The sequence below is a fragment of the Aureimonas ureilytica genome, from assembly GCF_001475935.1.
Lineage (GTDB): Bacteria > Pseudomonadota > Alphaproteobacteria > Rhizobiales > Rhizobiaceae > Aureimonas > Aureimonas ureilytica_A.
Genome location: NZ_LDQA01000025.1, coordinates 42077 through 58852, shown reverse-complemented (window position 1 = coordinate 58852; position 16776 = coordinate 42077). Strand labels below are relative to the sequence as shown.

The 16776-nt window shown below is 64.4% G+C and carries 12 protein-coding genes; 10 read left to right on the top strand and 2 right to left on the bottom strand.

Annotation, left to right across the window (positions count from 1 at the left end; genetic code table 11):
• Positions 1-86: 86 nt before the first annotated feature.
• The 7 genes from NS365_RS11755 to NS365_RS11725 are packed head-to-tail and all read left to right on the top strand — an operon-like array spanning position 87 to position 9441.
• Positions 87-1361: an aromatic ring-hydroxylating oxygenase subunit alpha gene (locus NS365_RS11755; RefSeq protein ID WP_058600480.1), complete on the top strand. Its 1275-nt coding sequence runs from the start codon at positions 87-89 to the stop codon at positions 1359-1361.
• Positions 1362-1370: 9 nt separating this feature from the next.
• Complete coding sequence (locus tag NS365_RS11750) at positions 1371-2474, top strand: hybrid-cluster NAD(P)-dependent oxidoreductase (protein ID WP_058600479.1); 1104 nt, start codon at positions 1371-1373, stop codon at positions 2472-2474.
• Positions 2475-2478: 4 nt separating this feature from the next.
• Entirely contained in the window at positions 2479-3501 is a 1023-nt protein-coding gene (locus NS365_RS11745) for a GlxA family transcriptional regulator (RefSeq protein WP_058600478.1), read from the top strand.
• Complete coding sequence (locus NS365_RS11740; RefSeq protein ID WP_058600477.1) at positions 3498-5540, top strand: NADH:flavin oxidoreductase; 2043 nt, start codon at positions 3498-3500, stop codon at positions 5538-5540. The genes NS365_RS11745 and NS365_RS11740 overlap by 4 nt, the downstream gene beginning before the upstream one ends.
• A gap of 42 nt (positions 5541-5582) precedes the next feature.
• Positions 5583-7505 carry a (Fe-S)-binding protein gene (locus tag NS365_RS11735; RefSeq protein ID WP_058600476.1) on the top strand — a complete coding sequence of 641 codons (1923 nt, stop codon included), beginning with the start codon at positions 5583-5585 and terminating at the stop codon, positions 7503-7505.
• Positions 7505-8668, top strand: a complete 1164-nt coding sequence (locus NS365_RS11730; protein WP_082684566.1) for an FAD-binding protein — start codon at positions 7505-7507, stop codon at positions 8666-8668. The genes NS365_RS11735 and NS365_RS11730 overlap by 1 nt, the downstream gene beginning before the upstream one ends.
• Positions 8665-9441: a hypothetical protein gene (locus tag NS365_RS11725; RefSeq protein WP_058600475.1), complete on the top strand. Its 777-nt coding sequence runs from the start codon at positions 8665-8667 to the stop codon at positions 9439-9441. Before NS365_RS11730 ends, NS365_RS11725 begins: the two co-directional genes overlap by 4 nt.
• On the opposite strand, the gene betA is transcribed toward NS365_RS11725, so the two are convergent.
• Positions 9434-11104, bottom strand: coding sequence for a choline dehydrogenase (gene betA, locus NS365_RS11720; protein WP_058600474.1), 1671 nt, complete (start codon positions 11102-11104; stop codon positions 9434-9436). The two genes, NS365_RS11725 and betA, sit on opposite strands and share 8 nt — an antisense overlap.
• A 14-nt stretch (positions 11105-11118) precedes the next feature.
• On the bottom strand, positions 11119-13221 hold the full coding sequence (betB, locus tag NS365_RS11715) for a betaine-aldehyde dehydrogenase (RefSeq protein WP_244498433.1): 2103 nt from the start codon (positions 13219-13221) through the stop codon (positions 11119-11121).
• Between the two features lie 348 nt (positions 13222-13569).
• On the opposite strand from betB, the gene NS365_RS11710 reads away from it, so the two are divergent.
• The 3 genes from NS365_RS11710 (at position 13570) to choV (ending at position 16766) form a co-directional block, all read left to right on the top strand.
• Positions 13570-14517 carry a choline ABC transporter substrate-binding protein gene (locus tag NS365_RS11710; RefSeq protein WP_430515420.1) on the top strand — a complete coding sequence of 316 codons (948 nt, stop codon included), beginning with the start codon at positions 13570-13572 and terminating at the stop codon, positions 14515-14517.
• 188 nt (positions 14518-14705) lie between these two features.
• On the top strand, positions 14706-15560 hold the full coding sequence (gene choW, locus NS365_RS11705; RefSeq protein ID WP_058600471.1) for a choline ABC transporter permease subunit: 855 nt from the start codon (positions 14706-14708) through the stop codon (positions 15558-15560).
• Positions 15561-15563: 3 nt separating this feature from the next.
• Positions 15564-16766 (top strand): choline ABC transporter ATP-binding protein, encoded by a 1203-nt coding sequence (gene choV / locus NS365_RS11700; RefSeq protein ID WP_058600470.1) that lies wholly within the window; start codon positions 15564-15566, stop codon positions 16764-16766.
• Positions 16767-16776: the final 10 nt, after the last annotated feature.

Here is a 16776-nt window from a genome sequence, read left to right as displayed (position 1 = left end):
ACAGTTTGTGTCGCAAACATGGAAGTTATGACTTCGGAATGGTTCCAGACTGAGTGATGTCGCCACCCTCTCACGGGGAACCGTCAATGCTCGACCGCACCACCACGCCGCTCCTGTCGCTGATCCGTCGACGCCGGCCGAACTATTCGCTGGAAGCGCCGTTCTATACCAGCCCCGAGATTTTCGCGGCCGATCTGGAAGCGATTTTCGAGCAGACCTGGATCTTCGTCGGCGTCGAGCCCGATGTGCCGGAGCCCGGCGATGCGATGACCGTGGACATCGGGGCGAATGCGATCCTTATCGTGCGTGACGACGATAACGAGATCCGCGCCTTCCACAATGTCTGCCGCCATCGCGGCGCGCGCCTCGTGCATGACGAGAAGACGACGGTCGGCAATCTCGTCTGCCGCTACCATTCCTGGACCTACGACCTCTCGGGCGCACTGATTCACGCCGAGCATATGGGCGAAGGATTCGATCGCAAATGCCACGGGCTGAAGCCGGTTCATGTCCGCTCGCTCGAAGGCCTGATCTTCATCTGCCTTGCGGAGGAGCCGCCGGCCGATTTCGACGAGATGGCGGCGGCGATGGGCCCCTATATAGCGCCGCATAACATTCGCGAGGCCAAGATTGCCTATCAGCACGATCTGATCGAGCCGGGCAATTGGAAGCTCACGATGGAGAACAACCGCGAGTGCTACCATTGCGGGGCCAACCATCCCGAATTGACGGTGCCGCTGTTTGCCTATGGCTTCGGCTTCGCGCCGGAAGAGCTCGATGAAGCCGAACGCGAGCAGGCCGCGCGCTACGGCTGCCTCGTGACCGACAGCCATCGGGCATGGGAAAACGAAGGCATTCCCAGCCGGATGCTGGAGCATCTCGATGACATGGTGACGGGCTATCGCACAGAGCGCCTGCCGCTCGACGGCGACGGCGAGTCCCACACGATGGACACCAAGGCCGCCTGCCGCATTCCGATGGGACGCTTCCCCAGCGCGAAGATGGGCGGGCTACATTTCTGGACGCAGCCCAATTCCTGGCATCACTTCATGGGCGATCATGCCGTCACCTTCTCGGTGATCCCACTGGATGCCGAGCGCTCGCTCCTGCGCACCAAATGGCTGGTCCATAAGGACGCGGTGGAAGGCGTCGATTACGACCTCGAGAATCTCATCAGCGTCTGGATGTCGACCAACGCGCAGGACTCCGAGCTGGTCGGCTTCTGCCAGTCCGGCGCGCGCACGGCGGCCTACGAGCCCGGCCCCTACTCGCCCCACACCGAGATGCTCGTCGAGAAATTCTGCAATTGGTATATCGGCCGGATGCGCGCGCATTTCGACACGACCTCTCCGTCGCTCTGAGAGGCCGCCATGGATCAGGCCACCGCTCCCGCGCCCACCGGCTTCCATCTCTGGGACCCCGAAGAGGACGACATCCTCGTCTGCCGCGCGGTGCGCGAGGAAACGCACGATGTGAAGACCTTCGTCTTCGCCCCGCGCACCCGCCGCCGCTTCGTCTTCGACCCCGGCCAGTTTCTCACCTTCGAGTTCGAGATCGACGGCGAGACCATCTACCGCTGCTACACGATCTCGGCCTCCCCGACCCGCCCCGACACCTGCTCCATCACGGTGAAGCGCGTGCCGAACGGTCCGGTCTCGAACTGGCTGCATGATCATTTCAAGCCCGGCATGACGCTGAAGGCGACAGGGCCGATGGGCGAGTTTTCCTGGGCGCGCCATGTGTCGGCGTCCGGCAAATATCTCCTGATCTCGGGCGGCAGCGGCGTCACGCCGATGATGTCCATGACCCGCGCGGCCTATGATCTGGCCGAAATCCGCGACACGGTCTTTCTCCACGCCGCCCGCACGCCAGCCGACATCGTGTTCGAGGACGAGCTGGCCATGATGAGCCGGCGCAATCGCTCGATCCGCGTCGCGCATGTCTGCGAGAGCGACGCGCCGGGGCGAAGCTGGCCGGGCCTGCGCGGGCGTCTGTCCGCCGGAATGCTGGAAGCCGTCGCGCCGGATTTCCGCGAGCGGGAAGTCTTCGTCTGCGGCCCCTCGCCCTTCATGAACGCCGTTCGCGCCATGCTGCAAGGCGCGGGCTTCGACATGGCGCGCTATCACGAGGAAAGCTTCAATTTCGAAGAGCTTTCGCCCGGCGAGAAAGCCGAGGTCGAAACGGCCGCCGAGGAGATGGCTCCAGCGGCGCGCACCTTTCGGATCGAATTCGCCAAGACCAAGCGCGTGGTGGAATGCCCGGAGGACATGCCGATCCTCGAAGCCGCCAAGCGCGCGGGCCTGCGCCTTCCCTCGTCCTGCACCAAGGGGCTCTGCGGCACCTGCAAGTCGAAGAAAGTGTCGGGCGAGGTCGAGATGACGCATCAGGGCGGCATCCGCCAGCGCGAGATCGACGCGGGGCAGATCCTTATCTGCTGCGCCAAGCCTCGCTCCGACGTCGTCATCGAGCGGTAGGATCATGAGCGCCGGGGCTCTCCCGCTGGCCGATCTCACGCGGTTCGGCTTTCTGACGCTGCCCAATTATTCGCTGATCGCCGTCTCGGCGGCGATCGAAGCGTGCCGGATGGCCAATTACGTGGCCGGAACGGAAATCTATTCGTGGCAGGTTCTCACGCTGGACGGCGCGCCGGCCAGAGCCTCCGGCGGCCTGACCCTGACGCCGACCACAGCGCTCGACAAGGCAGCCCCTCTCGACATTCTGTTCGTGTGCGGGGGCATCGATATCAGGCGGGCGATCGACCGGACGACACGCGAAGCGCTACGTCGCCTCGCGCGCCGCAAGGTCAGCCTCGGATCGCTCTGCACCGGCAGCTTTGCCTTGGCCGAAGCCGGACTTCTCGATGGCTATCGCTGCGCCATTCACTGGGAAAATCTCGGCGCCATCCGGGAAGAATTTCAGGGCGTGGACTTCGTGGACGATCTCTTCGTCATCGACCGGGACCGCTTCACCTGCACGGGCGGGTCAGCGCCGATCGACATGATGGGCGCGTTCATCGAAGCGCGGCTGGGGCGCAACGTGGCCGAACGCATGTCGGAGCAGTTCGTCATGGATCGCTTGCGCGGCGGGGCCGAGCCGCAGCATGCGCCGCTTCGCTCCAAAGGTCTGCGCCATCCTGCCCTGGAACAGGCTGGGGCCTTGATGGCCAAGACGATCGGTGCGCCGCTCACCGTCGCGGCGGTCTCCGCTCGCGTCGGGCTTTCGCCTCGCCAGTTGGAACGGCTGTTCCGCCAGCATACCGGCATGGGTCCAGCCGAATTCTCCATGGCGCTCCGGCTCGACCATGCCCGCGAGCTGTTGCGCCAATCCGACCTTGCGGTCACTGCCGTCGGCGTCGCGTCCGGTTTCGTTTCCTCGGCGCATTTCTCGGCCGCCTATCGCCGCCGCTTCGGCCACGCGCCCCGCGCCGAGCGGGTTGCGACCCGTGCCCATGCCCCTATCCGCCCCGTTCCTTCCGTTCCGCTTGCGGAGAGCCTGTCATGATCGCCCATGCCGAAGCGCTGCTGAAACCCCTCACCATTCGCGGCGTGACCTTTCGCAACCGGGTCATGTCGACCAGCCACGCGCCGGGCTATGGTCAGGATGGGAAGCCGCAGGAGCGCTACCAGCTCTACCACGAGGAAAAGGCCAAGGGCGGCATCGGCCTGACTATGTTCGGCGGCTCGTCCTCGGTCGCGATCGACAGCCCGGCGACGCCCTGGGCGCAGATTTCGCTGACCGACGACAGCGTCGTCCCGCATTTCCAGTCCTTCGCCGATCGGGTTCATCGCCACGGCGCCAAGCTGATGATTCAGCTGACCCATATGGGCCGTCGCACCAAGGACAATACCGACAATTGGATGCCGACCATCGCGCCTTCGGTGCGGCGCGAACCGGCCTCGCGCTCGGTCCCGAAGGAGATGGAGAAGGAGGACATCCAACGCGTCGTGCGGGGCTTTGCCGAGGCCGCGCGCCGCGCGCGCGAAGGCCAGCTCGATGGTTGCGAGATTTCGGCCGCCCATGGCCACCTTGTGGATCAGTTCTGGTCGCCCTCCGTCAACCAACGCACCGACGAATATGGCGGCTCGCTCCAGAACCGGATGCGCTTCGGCATCGAGGTGCTGGAGGCCATGCGCGAGGCGGCGGGCGAGGATTTCCTGATCGGTATTCGCATGTCCGGCGACGAGATGGTTGCGGACGGCCTGACGCACGAAGACCTTCTGACCATCGCGACGGAATATTCCCGCCGGGGTCTCGTGGACTTCCTCAACATCATCGGCGGGCAGGCGCGCGATCATATCGCCCATGCGATCTCGCTGCCCAACATGAGCTTTCCGGTCGCGCCCTTCCTGTTTCTGCCGAGCGCCATCAAGCGCGAGGTGGACGTGCCCGTCTTCCACGCGCAGCGCGTCACCGATCTGGCGACCGCCGCGCGCGCGGTGCATGAGGGACATGTCGATATGGTCGCCATGACGCGCGCCCATATCGCCGACCCGCATCTCGTCAAAAAGCTTCAGGAGGGGCGCGCGGACGATATTCGCCAATGCGTCGGCGCGGGCTATTGCATCGACCGGATCTATGTCGGCGGGGATGCGCTCTGCATCCAGAACGCGGCGACCGGCCGCGAAGCGAAGATGCCGCATGTCATCGCGAGGACGGACGGCCCGCGCAAGACGATCGTCGTGATCGGCGGCGGACCGGCGGGGTTGGAGGCGGCGCGCGTCTCGGCCGAGCGCGGGCACCGCGTCGTCCTGTTCGAGAAGCAGCCGAGCCTCGGCGGGCAGATCAACGTCGCGGCCAAGGGCACATGGCGCGAGGCGCTGTCGGGCATTCCGCGCTGGTTACAGGGCCAGGTCACCAAGCTCGGCGTCGATATCCGGCTCGGCGCGGAGGCGAGCGAGGCGGCGGTTCTGGCCGAAAACCCGGATGTCGTGATCGTTGCGACGGGAGGTCTGCCGAACCTCGGCCATGCCAAGGGGGCGCATGAATTTGCGATCTCGACTTGGGATGTCTTGTCCGGCAAGGTCGAACCGACCGGCTCGATCCTCCTCTATGACGAGCAGGGGCAGCACAATGCCTCGTCCACAGCCGAGTTCATGGCCAAGCGCGGTTGCCTCGTGGAGATCGCCACGCATGACCGGATGATCGGCGAGGAAATCGGCACCACCAACCAGCCGATCCACATTCGCGAGCTTTACAAGCTCGGCGTGATGATGACGCCCAATGTGGAGCTGATCGAAATCTATCCCGAGGGCAATCGTCTTGTCGCCGCGCTCCGCAACACGCACACGGATGCCGAGGAAGAGCGCGTAGTGGACCGGGTCGTCGTGGATTACGGCACGCTGCCGGTGGACGGCCTCTATTTCGACCTCAAGGCGAAATCGGTGAACCATGGGCAGATCGATCAGGAAGCCCTGGTGGAAGGTCGCCCGCAACCCAAGGACGGGGACGGCTTCCAGCTCTTCCGTCTTGGAGATGCGGTCGCGGGCCGCAACATCCACGCCGCGATCTACGACGCGCTTCGTCTCTGCAAGGACCTCTAACCATGCCCGGCTTAGCACCGGGTTTGAGACACGGAGCGTAGGATGAGCTGGGTTCTGCCGCTTCTGGTTCTTGCGATGATCGCTCTTGCGGCCGTCCGCATGGCCCCGCGCATCGCCATCTGGCGCGCGGGCGCGCCCGCCCCGGTCGATTGGGCCAAAGGGCTCGCCGCCGTGCCACGGCGCTATCTCGTTGACGTTCATCATGTCGTGGCACGCGATCCCTATGCGGCTCGGATGCACGCGGCGGTAGCCGGCGGCCTGATCGGCGCATCCGGTCTGGCGCTGCTTGGTCTCCTTCCACCGCTCGGCGCATCCCGCCTCTTCTGGGGCGTCGTGACACTCCTGTTTCTGGCAATGCTCGCGGGCACGCTCGCCGTCGGTGCCCGGCGTTATCCTGTAAAGCCCAAGCGGCTGTCAGGTGGGGCGTTCCAGATTTTGCCGTTTCTGCTTTTGGCCTATGCGCTCGGCGGGGCGATCCTGTCTCTCAGCCTCGCGTTGAACGGGCCCGCTGCCGTTTCGATTTTGGGTGCGGCGCTGGCGCTGGGCGGCGGCTTGGGCCTTGCCTGGCAAACCGGTAAAGGGCCCATGCGCCATGCGCTGACGGGCGCGCTGCATTTGGCAGCACACCCTCGGCCGGGCCGTTTCGAAGGACAGCGCGAAACGGCGCTTCGCCCGTTGAATTTGGACGCCCCGAAGCTCGGTACGGAAGAGCCCGCTGATTTCGCCTGGAACCGCCTGCTGGCCTTCGACGCCTGCATCCAATGCGGCCGGTGCGAGGCCGCCTGCCCGGCCTTCTCCGCCGGCCAACCGCTGAACCCCAAGCGCCTGATCCAGGATTTGGCCGCAGCCAGCACGCCGGGCGGCAATCCCGCCTATGCCGGCAGCGACTATCCGCAGGCCCGCCCGGTGGCGGGCGTCAGCGGCCTGCATCGATCCATCATCAGCGAAGGCGCTATGATCCATCCCGATACGCTCTGGAGCTGCACGACCTGCCGCGCCTGCGTGGAGGAATGCCCGATGATGATCGAGCACGTGGACGCCATCGTCGATCTGCGCCGCTTCGAGACGCTGGAGCGCGGCGCGGTTCCAGCCAAGGCCGAAGCGGTTTTGACCGAACTGCGCGGCGCGGATGAGCCGAGTGGCGCGCCGCTCAGCGCGCGCGGCGATTTCGCCGCCGGTCTGCCCGTTCCGCTGATGCGGGACAAGGGCGAAGCGGACGTGCTCCTCTGGCTCGGGACCAATGCCTTCGATCTGCGCACGGGCCGCACACTGCGGGCTCTGGTTGAACTTCTGCGTGCGGCCAAAATCGATTTCGCCATTCTTGGAGCGGAAGAGCGCGACTGCGGCGATCTCGCGCGCCGGCTGGGCGACGAAGCCAGTTTTCAACGTTTAGCGCGATCGAACGTCCAGACCCTGTCGCAATACCGGTTCAACAGAATTTTGACAGCCGACCCGCATTCGCTGCATGTCCTGCGCAACGAATATTCCGCGTTCGGCGGCCGCTACGACGTGGTGCACCACACGGGTTTTCTGGACGAACTGGCCGAGACCGGGCGCTTGCCTCTGCGCGCGCTCGGCCCTGAACCCGTCACCTATCACGACCCCTGCTATCTCGGCCGCTATAACGGCGAGGTGGACGCGCCGCGCCGGCTTCTCGATCGGCTGGGTCTGGAACGCCGCGAGATGGCGCGCTCTGGCAAGCGCTCCATGTGCTGCGGCGGCGGCGGCGGAGCGCCGGTGACGGACATTGCCGGCGAGCGCCGCATCCCCGATCTGCGCATGGCCCAGGCACAGGAAACCGGTGCCGAACTCGTCGCCGTGGCCTGCCCGCAATGCACCGCCATGCTGGAAGGCGTGGTCGGCGCGCGGCCGGATGTCCTCGACATTGCCGAACTCGTTCTGCGGGCGCTCGATACGGACGCGGGGACGCCGAATGCGGCGGCCCATGCCAAGGAGTTCGCCTGATGCGCCTTCGCCGCGACCCGCGCCTTGAGCGCTCCGTTCACCTGCTGCCGTCCTCTGGCGCACGGCCTCGCTACGATCTCACGCAACGCAGCGGCCGGCCCCGACGCGATCCGAGGCAGGAGGCGGCGTCCCAGGCCGTGCGCCTTGCTCCGCGCCTGCGTATCGACCGCACGCAGCATGTCTTCCTCTCGGCAAGCGCTGCTCAAGCCGCGCCCATCCCTGAAAGCAAGCCTGCTGTGGTTCGGGTCGAGGATGCGGCCCTGCGCGTGCTCGTTATCACCGATCCCGGAAAAGGTCCGCTGACGCCGATGGATCGCCAGTTGCTGGCGTCGGCACGCATCGCGGCGGGAGCCGCTGGCGGCGTCGTGCTCGCTGTCGATCGTGAGGTGGACGACGCGGGATCAGCCGGGGCGGACCGCATCGTTATCCTCCCGGAATCGGCGCATCCGGCCGATCGTTTCGAGACCGCGCTGGCGCTGCGAACCGCTATCCCGCTGGCACATATGATGCTGCCAGAGACGCCGGCCGGCGGCGATCTGGGCCGGCGTCTGGCCGCGCGTTTTGGATGGGCGCTGTTTTCCGGCGTGGAGCAGATCGGCGCGCGGGGTCTCGTGCGCCCGGTGCGCGGGCGCAAGGTCGATCAGGAACAGGCGGAATGCCCCGAAATTCTCACGCTCGCGCCCGACATGGTGCCGCTGCGCTCGGACGCGCCGCGCGAGGGGCGCATTGTTTCACTCGATCTTCCTCAAGCGAAGCGCGCCGTCGAACGCGTTCGGCCCGCGCGCGGCTCGCTGCCACTGGCGGATTCCGATTTCGTGGTTTCCGCCGGCAATGGCATTCGGGACTTCGAACTGTTTCGCAATGTTGCGGCAGCGCTGGGCGGCACGCCGGGCGCTAGCCGCGTCGTTTGCGATAGCGGCGACATGCCCCGCGCGGCGCAGGTCGGCGCTTCGGGAACGGTGCTGGCGGCCGATTGCTACCTCGCGCTGGGGATCGCCGGCGCGCCCCAACACCTTCAAGGCATTGCCGGGTGCCGGCATGTGATCGCGGTCAACACCGACCTTCACGCCGCCATGGTGGAGCGGGCGGAACTTGCCATCGTCGCCGATGCGCAGCCCGTGATGGAGGCGCTGTTGCGCCTGGCTCAGGAGAAGCAGCCATGAAAATCGCGATCCTCCTTTCGGCCAGCCTCCATCCCGTGTCTCAGCGGCCGGCATTGTCCCGCATCGAGGCTCAGGCCGTGGCCATGGCGCTCGATCTCGGCGGCGATATCGTGGGTTTCCATGCCGGGCCGGATTGCGTCGCGGCGGCGAGCGCCTTGGGGCACGGCTTGCCCCGTCTCGTTCATCTGCGAACCCAGCCGACCGCCGACCCCGTACTGCCCCTCGTGGCCGAGCTCCAGCGCTTTCAGCCCGATCTCGTCCTGGCGGGTCCGCGATCCGTCGGCGCGGATGAAACAGGTCTCGTGCCCTATCGCCTTGCGGACGCCTTGGGATGGCCGATCCTCGCCGATGCCGTGTCGGTGGAGCGGATGTCGGATGGGTTCAAGGTCGCCTCCGCCCTGCCGAAGGGTGAGCGATTGATCTGTAAGGAAACAGGTTCGCTCGTCCTCACGCTTCATCCAGCCGCCCCGCCACCGCGCGCCTACGCCTATGCGCAGGAACGCCGAGGCCTGATCGAAACTCGGAGCATCGAAGCTGAGTTGGACACGTCGCCCAGACCATTGGAACGCCCCATGCGTCAGCGGGCAAAGGTGAAGGCATCCGCCACGGGCGGCAGCGCCGCCGATCGCTTGAAGGCGGCGACCGAAATCGCGGCCAGCACCGGGGGCGAATTGCTGGTCGATCCCGAGCCGGAGATGGCGGCCCGCGCCATTCTCCGGCATTTGCGCGCTATTGGCGCCCTTCCCGCCGTCAAAGACAGCAGCGCTACATGACGCCTTGCGCGGGCGCGGGCAGGAAGGCCACGCGCTCGTAGGGCACATCCGCACGGGGCAGAGGCGCGCGATCGCGGATGATATCGGCCGCCTTCTCTCCGATCATGATGGTCGGTGCGTTGAGATTGCCGGTGGTGATGGATGGCATGATCGACGAATCCACCACGCGCAGTCGGTCGACACCGATGACGCGCGTCTGGGGATCGACCACACTCATCGTCGCGTCCGGCGCTCCCATCGCGCAGGTGCAGGAGGGGTGATAGGCGCTTTCGACATGCTGGGTGATGAAGGCGTCGATTTCCGCGTCGCTCTGCACGCCCTCGCCCGGCTGGATCTCGCGACCGCGATAGCGATCGAAGGCTGGCTGCGCGAAAATCTGACGAGTCAGTCGCACGCAGGCGCGCATTTCCGCCCAGTCATCGGGATGGCTCATATAGTTGAAGAGGATGCGCGGCGCCTCGGCCGGATCGCGTGAGGCCAGTCGGACATGGCCGCGAGACTTGGAGCGCATCGGCCCGACATGGGCCTGGAAGCCGTGCTCGGATGCCAGCCCCCTCCCGTCATAGGTCACGGCCAGCGGCAGGAAGTGGTACTGGATATCGGCGTGCTCGACATTGGGTGAGGATCGGATGAAGCCGCAGCTCTCGAAATGATTCGTGGCGCCGAGCCCTTTTTTGGTGAACAGCCATCGCGCCCCGATCGTCCCCTTGGCGAAGGGCGACATAGCCGAGAACAGGGTGATCGGTTCGCGGCAAGCCACCTGGAAGTAGAATTCCAGATGGTCCTGAAGATTCTCGCCGACGCCCGGCCGATCGGCCACGACATCGATCCCGAGATCGCGCAGTTCGCCGGCTGGTCCAACGCCGGAGAGTTTCAGGAGCTTGGGTGAATTGATCGAGCCAGCCGAGAGAATCACCTCGCGCCGTGCCATCGCACGCCGTTCCGAGGCTCCCACGCGGTACGCAACGCCCGAAGCGACGCGCCCGTCGAAAAGCACGCGCTCGACCAGCGCGTGGGTTTCGACCTTCAGGTTCGGCCGGCCCAGCGCAGGCTTTAGATAGGCGTTGGCGGTGGACCAGCGCCGCCCTTCGTGGACGGTCATGTCCATCCGGCCGAAACCTTCCTGGGTCGCGCCGTTGATGTCCTGATTCAGTGCATGGCCGGCCTCTCCGGCAGCTGCGACAAAGGCCTGATAGAGCGGATTTTCCAGCGTGCCATAGGTCGTGTGAAGCGCGCCCTCATCGCCGCGATAGGGATCGCCCCCAGCGCGCCGGTGCTCGGCCTTGCGGAAATAGGGCAGAACGTCAGGGTAGCTCCAGCCCGACGCACCTTCGCGTTCCCACCGATCGAAATCGGCCGGCGCACCGCGCACATAGACCATGCCATTGATCGAGGAGGAGCCGCCTAGCACCTTGCCGCGCGGGCAATTTATACGCCGTCCGCCGAGATAGGGTTCGGGCTCGGACTCGTAGCCCCAATTGTATTTCTTCATGTTCATGGGGATCGACAGCGCGCTCGGCATCTGGATCAGAACCGAGCGATCCGAGCCGCCGAACTCCAGCAGGAGAACGGTGCTCTTCCCATCCTCGCTCAGGCGGTTGGCCAGAACGCAGCCCGCCGAGCCGGCGCCCACGATCACATAATCGAAGCTTTCGACAGACATGGCTTGTCCTCCGATCAATAGGGTGCGTCGACAGAACCGAGATTGACGTAGACGCTCTTCACTTCCGTATGCGCGAGAAGCGCTGCTCGCCCGTTCTCGCGCCCGAGACCCGACTGCTTGACGCCGCCGAAGGGCAGTTCGATCGGCGTGATGTTATAGGTGTTGATCCAGGTCGTGCCGGCTTGAAGCTTCGCCACGACGCGGTGCGCGCGTCCCAGATCGCGCGTGAAGACGCCTGCCGCCAGACCGAACGGAGTGTCGTTGGCGCGGGAGATGACCTCATCCTCTTCTCGAAAGGACAGGACGGTCATGACCGGACCAAAGATTTCCTCGCGTACGATGCGCATATCGTCGGTGCAGGCGTCGAAAATGGTCGGCTGCACGAAACAGCCCCTGGCCAGCGCCCCCGTCGTCTCTCGGTTGCCGCCTACGAGGAGCCGCGCACCCTCGCGTTGCCCCTCCTCGATATAGGACAGCACTTTGCTCATATGCGCTTGCGAGATCAGCGCGCCGACATGGGTCGCGGGGTCGCAGGGATCACCCACCACCATAGCGCGCGTGCGCTCGGCGAGCCTCGCGAGGAATGCCTCACGCACGTCCTCGTGCACGAAGACGCGGGTGCCATTGGAGCAGACCTCGCCAGCGGAATAGAAGTTGGCGAGAAGCGCGCCGCCGACCGCGTCGTCCAAATCGGCGTCGGGGAATACGATGAGCGGCGACTTGCCGCCGAGCTCCAGCGTCACCTGCTTGAGGGTGGAACTCGCGTCCGCCATCACCTTCTTGCCGGTACCGACTTCGCCGGTCAGCGAAATCTTGGCGATACCAGAATGGCGGGAGAGAAGACGGCCAGTGCGCCCATCCCCCTGCACCACGTTGAACACCCCGGCGGGAACGCCGCACTCGGTCATCACTTCCGCAAGCTTCAGCGCGGTCAGTGGCGTGAGTTCGGCCGGTTTGAAAATGAAGCTGTTTCCGGCCGCGAGCGCGGGGGCGGCCTTCCAGCAAGCGATCTGGATCGGATAATTCCACGCCCCGATTCCGGCCACGACGCCCAGCGGCTCGCGCCTCGTATAACCGAACGCCGAGGGGCCGAGATCGACATGCTCGCCCGCCAGACTTGCGGCAAGCCCCGCGAAATACTCGATACAGTCGGCGCCCGAAAGAACATCGACCGCCTGTGTTTCTTGAATCGGCTTGCCGGTGTCGCGCGTCTCCAGCATGGCGAGTTCGCCGTTGCGTTCGCGCAGGCGCATGGCCACGCGCTGAAGAATGCGGCCCCGCTCGGCGCCCGTCATCGCGCCCCAGGCCCGTTGCGCCTCGCGGGCGACGGCCACGGCGTGATCGACCTCGGCTTCACCGGCGATGGCGATTTCAGCCAGAACCTCGCCCGTCGCCGGATTGAGCGTCGGAAAGGTTTCGGCGTCGGCCGCTAGCGGCAGATAGTCGCCGCCGACATGGCTCGTCAGAACGCGCACGCCGTCGGCGCGCCGGGGCGCACGCACCATCTCACCCGAATCACGGGGCCGCGCCGCGCCGATCTGCTGATCGGCAAAGCTCGTCGCGATGGCGCGGGCTGAGAAACTATCCGTCTCCGCCACGTCCGATAAGGTAGAGCGAAGCCAGAGCCCGTCGATCACGGCCGCTATGGCAATCGAGATCCTGTTGGCGTCGTCCGCGTTGCAGAGAAATTTGAGCTCATGCCGCAGATTGGACAGCATGCGCTTTTGGTAGACACGCTGAACCCGCTTCAGCCGTGCCGAGTGCAGCACCTGCCCCCAGAAGGCGAGCCAGACCGAACATGTGCGCGCGTCGAATTCTTCAGGAGCGAGATTGGCGTCGATAACGGCCTGAATGCGTTCGCGCGGCCCGTCCGCGCGCGCCAGCCGCAGCCGCGCGCTGTTGGAAACACGGTTGGCCAGATGGCGCAGGGTGGATTCCAGCAGCCCTTCCTTGTCACCGAAATAGTGCGACACGAGCGAGGGCGCGACCCCGGCCCGGCCCGCGATTTCCGACAGGCTGGAGGCGGCAAATCCGACATCGGCGAGCGCGTCGATCGTCGCCTCGATGAGTTGACGACGACGCTGATCCTCTGCGCCGAATCGCGAAACACTGTCCATGCGAGCCATCGTTCACCTCCGGGAGTAGAGAGGCGATAGCAGAAACTGATCGGTCATTCAATCAAGGCATTCGAGCTCAGCAGGACGGGAGCGACACGTTTTCCTACAAAAGTTGAAGCTCGCATCCATCATGCAACGCACAAATCAGAAGCAGAACGATCAAGCTTTCATCGAAGAATGCTCTGGCTTCCATAATATTGAACGATTGTTCAATAGACGTCTTGACAGATCCACGGAACGCATTTGGAATGGCTTCAAACCCGTTGATTGTTCCACCGATCAGCGACTGACATCGTGTATTTTGCGCCCGAGAGCTTTGGCTCTCTATGATCAGGAGCATACCGAATGATGATGTCCCGCCACCTCGCCCTGACAGGCCTCGTTTTAGCACTGGCCGCTTCGGCACCCCCGGCACACGCTGCAGATCCGGCGAGCTGCCAAGCAGTTCGCTTCGCCGATGTGGGATGGACAGACATCACCTCGACGACGGCTTCGGTTTCCACTCTCCTATCGGCCTTGGGTTACAAGCCCAAGACGGATGTGCTGGCCTTGCCCGTCACCTTCGCCTCTATGAAGAACAAGGATATCGACGTTTTTCTCGGCAACTGGATGCCGACCATGGAGGCCGATCTCGCGCCCTACAAGACGGACGGGTCTATCGAAACGGTGCGCGTCAATCTGGAAGGCGCCAAATATACGCTGGCCGTACCGACCTATCTCTACAATGAAGGCCTGAAATCCTTCGCCGATATCGGAAAGTTCTACGACCAGCTCGGTGGCAAGATCTACGGCATCGAACCTGGCAATGACGGCAACCGGCTAATCTTGAAGATGATCGCCGACAACAAGTTCGGCCTCGGCAAGTTCGAACTGGTGGAGTCCTCCGAACAAGGCATGCTGTCCCAAGTCGCGCGTCAGACGCGCGGTGAGAAGCCCGTGGTCTTCCTGGGTTGGGAGCCCCATCCCATGAACTCGAACTTCAAGATCTCCTACCTTTCGGGCGGCGACGATGTATTCGGCCCCAACTATGGTGGCGCGACGATCTATACCCTAGTTCGCAAGGGATATACGACCGAGTGTCCGAATGTGGGCAAACTGCTTTCGAATATCGTCTTCTCGCTGCCGATGGAAAACGAGATCATGGGCGCGATCCTGAATGACGGAAAGGCGCCAGAGGCCGCCGCGAAACAATGGCTCGCAGCCCATCCCGAGACCTGGAAGCCTTGGCTCGACGGTGTGACGACATTCGACGGAAAGCCAGCAGAGGCTGCCGTGTCCGCCGCTCTTTCGAAATGATCTGAGAACTGTCGCTCGGTCTGACCAGCAGGCCGAGCGCTCTTTTTGTTTTCGTGTACCCCTCGGGGCCGCTGACGCAGCGGTCACCGCCGCACCGTCTATAGTCTCCTGCCGGCCCTCTGGCGCTCTTCGCCTTTCGCAGGGCGCCGGCCTTTCATTTCGAGCCGAGACTCAAGGGATCATCCTGTATGCTCGATTGGCTGACCAATCATAAGATACCCCTCGGGGTCTGGCTTCGCGACCTCGTGAATGGCCTGACAAGCCACGCACAGGGCTTTTTCGACACGATCTCGCTCGTTCTAGGCGCGCTGATCGACGGCCTGACCGCAGGCCTGTCCTTGATCCCTCCGCTCGTCTTCATCGCGCTCGTCGCCGCAGGCACATGGCTGCTTCACCGCTCGATCGGGCTGGCGCTTTTTGCCGTTTTCTCCCTGCTTCTGATCGTCAATCTCGGCTATTGGACGGAGACGATCCAGACCCTTTCCCTCGTCTTCTGCGCGACCCTCGTTTGCGTGCTGATCGGCGTTCCGCTCGGCGTCGTCGCAGCCCATCGCCCTTGGGTCTACACGGCCCTTCGGCCTTTTCTCGATCTGATGCAAACGATCCCGACCTTCGTCTATCTCATCCCCACGCTCGTGCTTTTCGGTCTCGGCGCTGTGCCGGGCTTGATCTCGACGGTCATCTTCGCCCTTCCGGCTCCCATCCGACTCACCTATCTCGGCATATCCGCCGTACCGAGCGCCCTGCATGAGGCTGGCAGCGCATTCGGCGCCACCAAGCGCCAACTTCTCTATAAGGTCGAACTGCCACACGCTTTACCGACCATCATGGCGGGCGTCACGCAATGCATCATGTTGAGCCTATCGATGGTCGTGATCGCAGCTCTCGTCGGTGCTGATGGACTGGGCAAGCCCGTCGTGCGCGCCCTCAACACCGTCAATATCGGCATGGGCTTCGAGGCCGGGCTCGCCATCGTCATCCTCGCCATCCTTCTCGATCGAATCTGCAAGGCGCCCGAACCGCGTCGCGCAAAAGGACGCTGACCCATGGCCGAGACCACCCTTCCCGCGATCGAATTCCGTAACCTCGACATCGTCTTCGGCGAGCGGCGCGCAGAAGCGCTCCGTCTGGTCGATCAAGGCAAGACACGAGACGAAATCCTGCAGGCAACGAACGCCGTCCTGGGTGCGGCTGGTGTCAGCTTTACTGTCGATCGAGGCGAGATCTGCGTCCTGATGGGTCTGTCCGGCTCGGGCAAATCCACGATCCTGCGCGCGGTCAACCGGCTCAACGACGTGGCGCGCGGCGAGGTTCTGGTACGACATCGCGAGCGCGCGATCGATGTCGCCGCCTGCGACGAGACGACCTTGCGCGATATCCGCACGCACACCGTGTCGATGGTCTTTCAGCAATTCGCCCTCCTGCCCTGGCGCACCGTCCGGCAGAACGCGGGGCTCGGTCTGGAGCTGCAGGGCCTGCCCGTTGCCGAGCGCAACCGGATCGTGGACGAGAAACTCGCTATGGTCGGCCTGACGAAATGGGCCGACAAATACGCTCACGAGCTTTCGGGCGGGATGCAGCAGCGCGTCGGCCTGGCGCGAGCCTTCGCAACGAATGCGGATATTCTCCTGATGGACGAGCCCTTTTCGGCGCTCGATCCGCTCATTCGCACCAAGCTTCAGGACGAATTGCTGGAGCTGCAAAAATCCATCCGCAAGACGATCCTCTTCGTCAGCCATGATCTGGACGAGGCGCTCAAACTCGGCAACCGCATCGCCATCATGCAGGACGGCCATATCGTTCAATGGGGCCGGCCGGACGATATCCTGTTGAGGCCCGCGACGCCTTATGTCGCGGAATTCGTGCGCCATATGAACCCGCTCAACGTGCTGCGCGGCTCCGCCGTAATGCGCCCGCTTCACTCCTTGAAACGCGAGGGCGATATGCTGCTCCTGGACGATGCCGGCGGTGTGAGACTCGAAGTGGACAGCGCCGACCGGCCTGTCTGTGTTCGGATCGAAGGGCATGGCGGAACGCTCGGTCATGCCGATGGCGAAGAAGGGCGCGTCCCTCACGCCTGCGACGTCATCGTCGCGCCGGTCGATCTGAAGCTGCGTGCCGCGATCGCCCTGAAGCGCCAGACCAACCACCCTATCCTTTTGGTGGACGACCTCGGCCGCTTGGCGGGGCTTTGCGACAACGAGGAAATCTATCGCGGCCTGCTTCAACGAGCCGAACCGCGCGCCTGACGGCTTCGCG

Excerpts from the sequence above, each read along its gene's own strand:
- NS365_RS11750 (WP_058600479.1), top strand. The coding sequence starts at position 1,371 with ATGGATCAGGCCACCGCTCCCGCGCCCACCGGCTTCCATCTCTGGGAC.
- NS365_RS11745 (WP_058600478.1), top strand. The coding sequence starts at position 2,479 with ATGAGCGCCGGGGCTCTCCCGCTGGCCGATCTCACGCGGTTCGGCTTT.
- betB (WP_244498433.1), bottom strand. The coding sequence starts at position 13,221 with ATGGACAGTGTTTCGCGATTCGGCGCAGAGGATCAGCGTCGTCGTCAA.
- NS365_RS11740 (WP_058600477.1), top strand. The coding sequence starts at position 3,498 with ATGATCGCCCATGCCGAAGCGCTGCTGAAACCCCTCACCATTCGCGGC.
- NS365_RS11725 (WP_058600475.1), top strand. The coding sequence starts at position 8,665 with ATGAAAATCGCGATCCTCCTTTCGGCCAGCCTCCATCCCGTGTCTCAG.
- NS365_RS11710 (WP_430515420.1), top strand. The coding sequence starts at position 13,570 with ATGATGTCCCGCCACCTCGCCCTGACAGGCCTCGTTTTAGCACTGGCC.
- choV (WP_058600470.1), top strand. The coding sequence starts at position 15,564 with ATGGCCGAGACCACCCTTCCCGCGATCGAATTCCGTAACCTCGACATC.
- NS365_RS11755 (WP_058600480.1), top strand. The coding sequence starts at position 87 with ATGCTCGACCGCACCACCACGCCGCTCCTGTCGCTGATCCGTCGACGC.
- NS365_RS11730 (WP_082684566.1), top strand. The coding sequence starts at position 7,505 with ATGCGCCTTCGCCGCGACCCGCGCCTTGAGCGCTCCGTTCACCTGCTG.
- betA (WP_058600474.1), bottom strand. The coding sequence starts at position 11,104 with ATGTCTGTCGAAAGCTTCGATTATGTGATCGTGGGCGCCGGCTCGGCG.
- NS365_RS11735 (WP_058600476.1), top strand. The coding sequence starts at position 5,583 with ATGAGCTGGGTTCTGCCGCTTCTGGTTCTTGCGATGATCGCTCTTGCG.
- choW (WP_058600471.1), top strand. The coding sequence starts at position 14,706 with ATGCTCGATTGGCTGACCAATCATAAGATACCCCTCGGGGTCTGGCTT.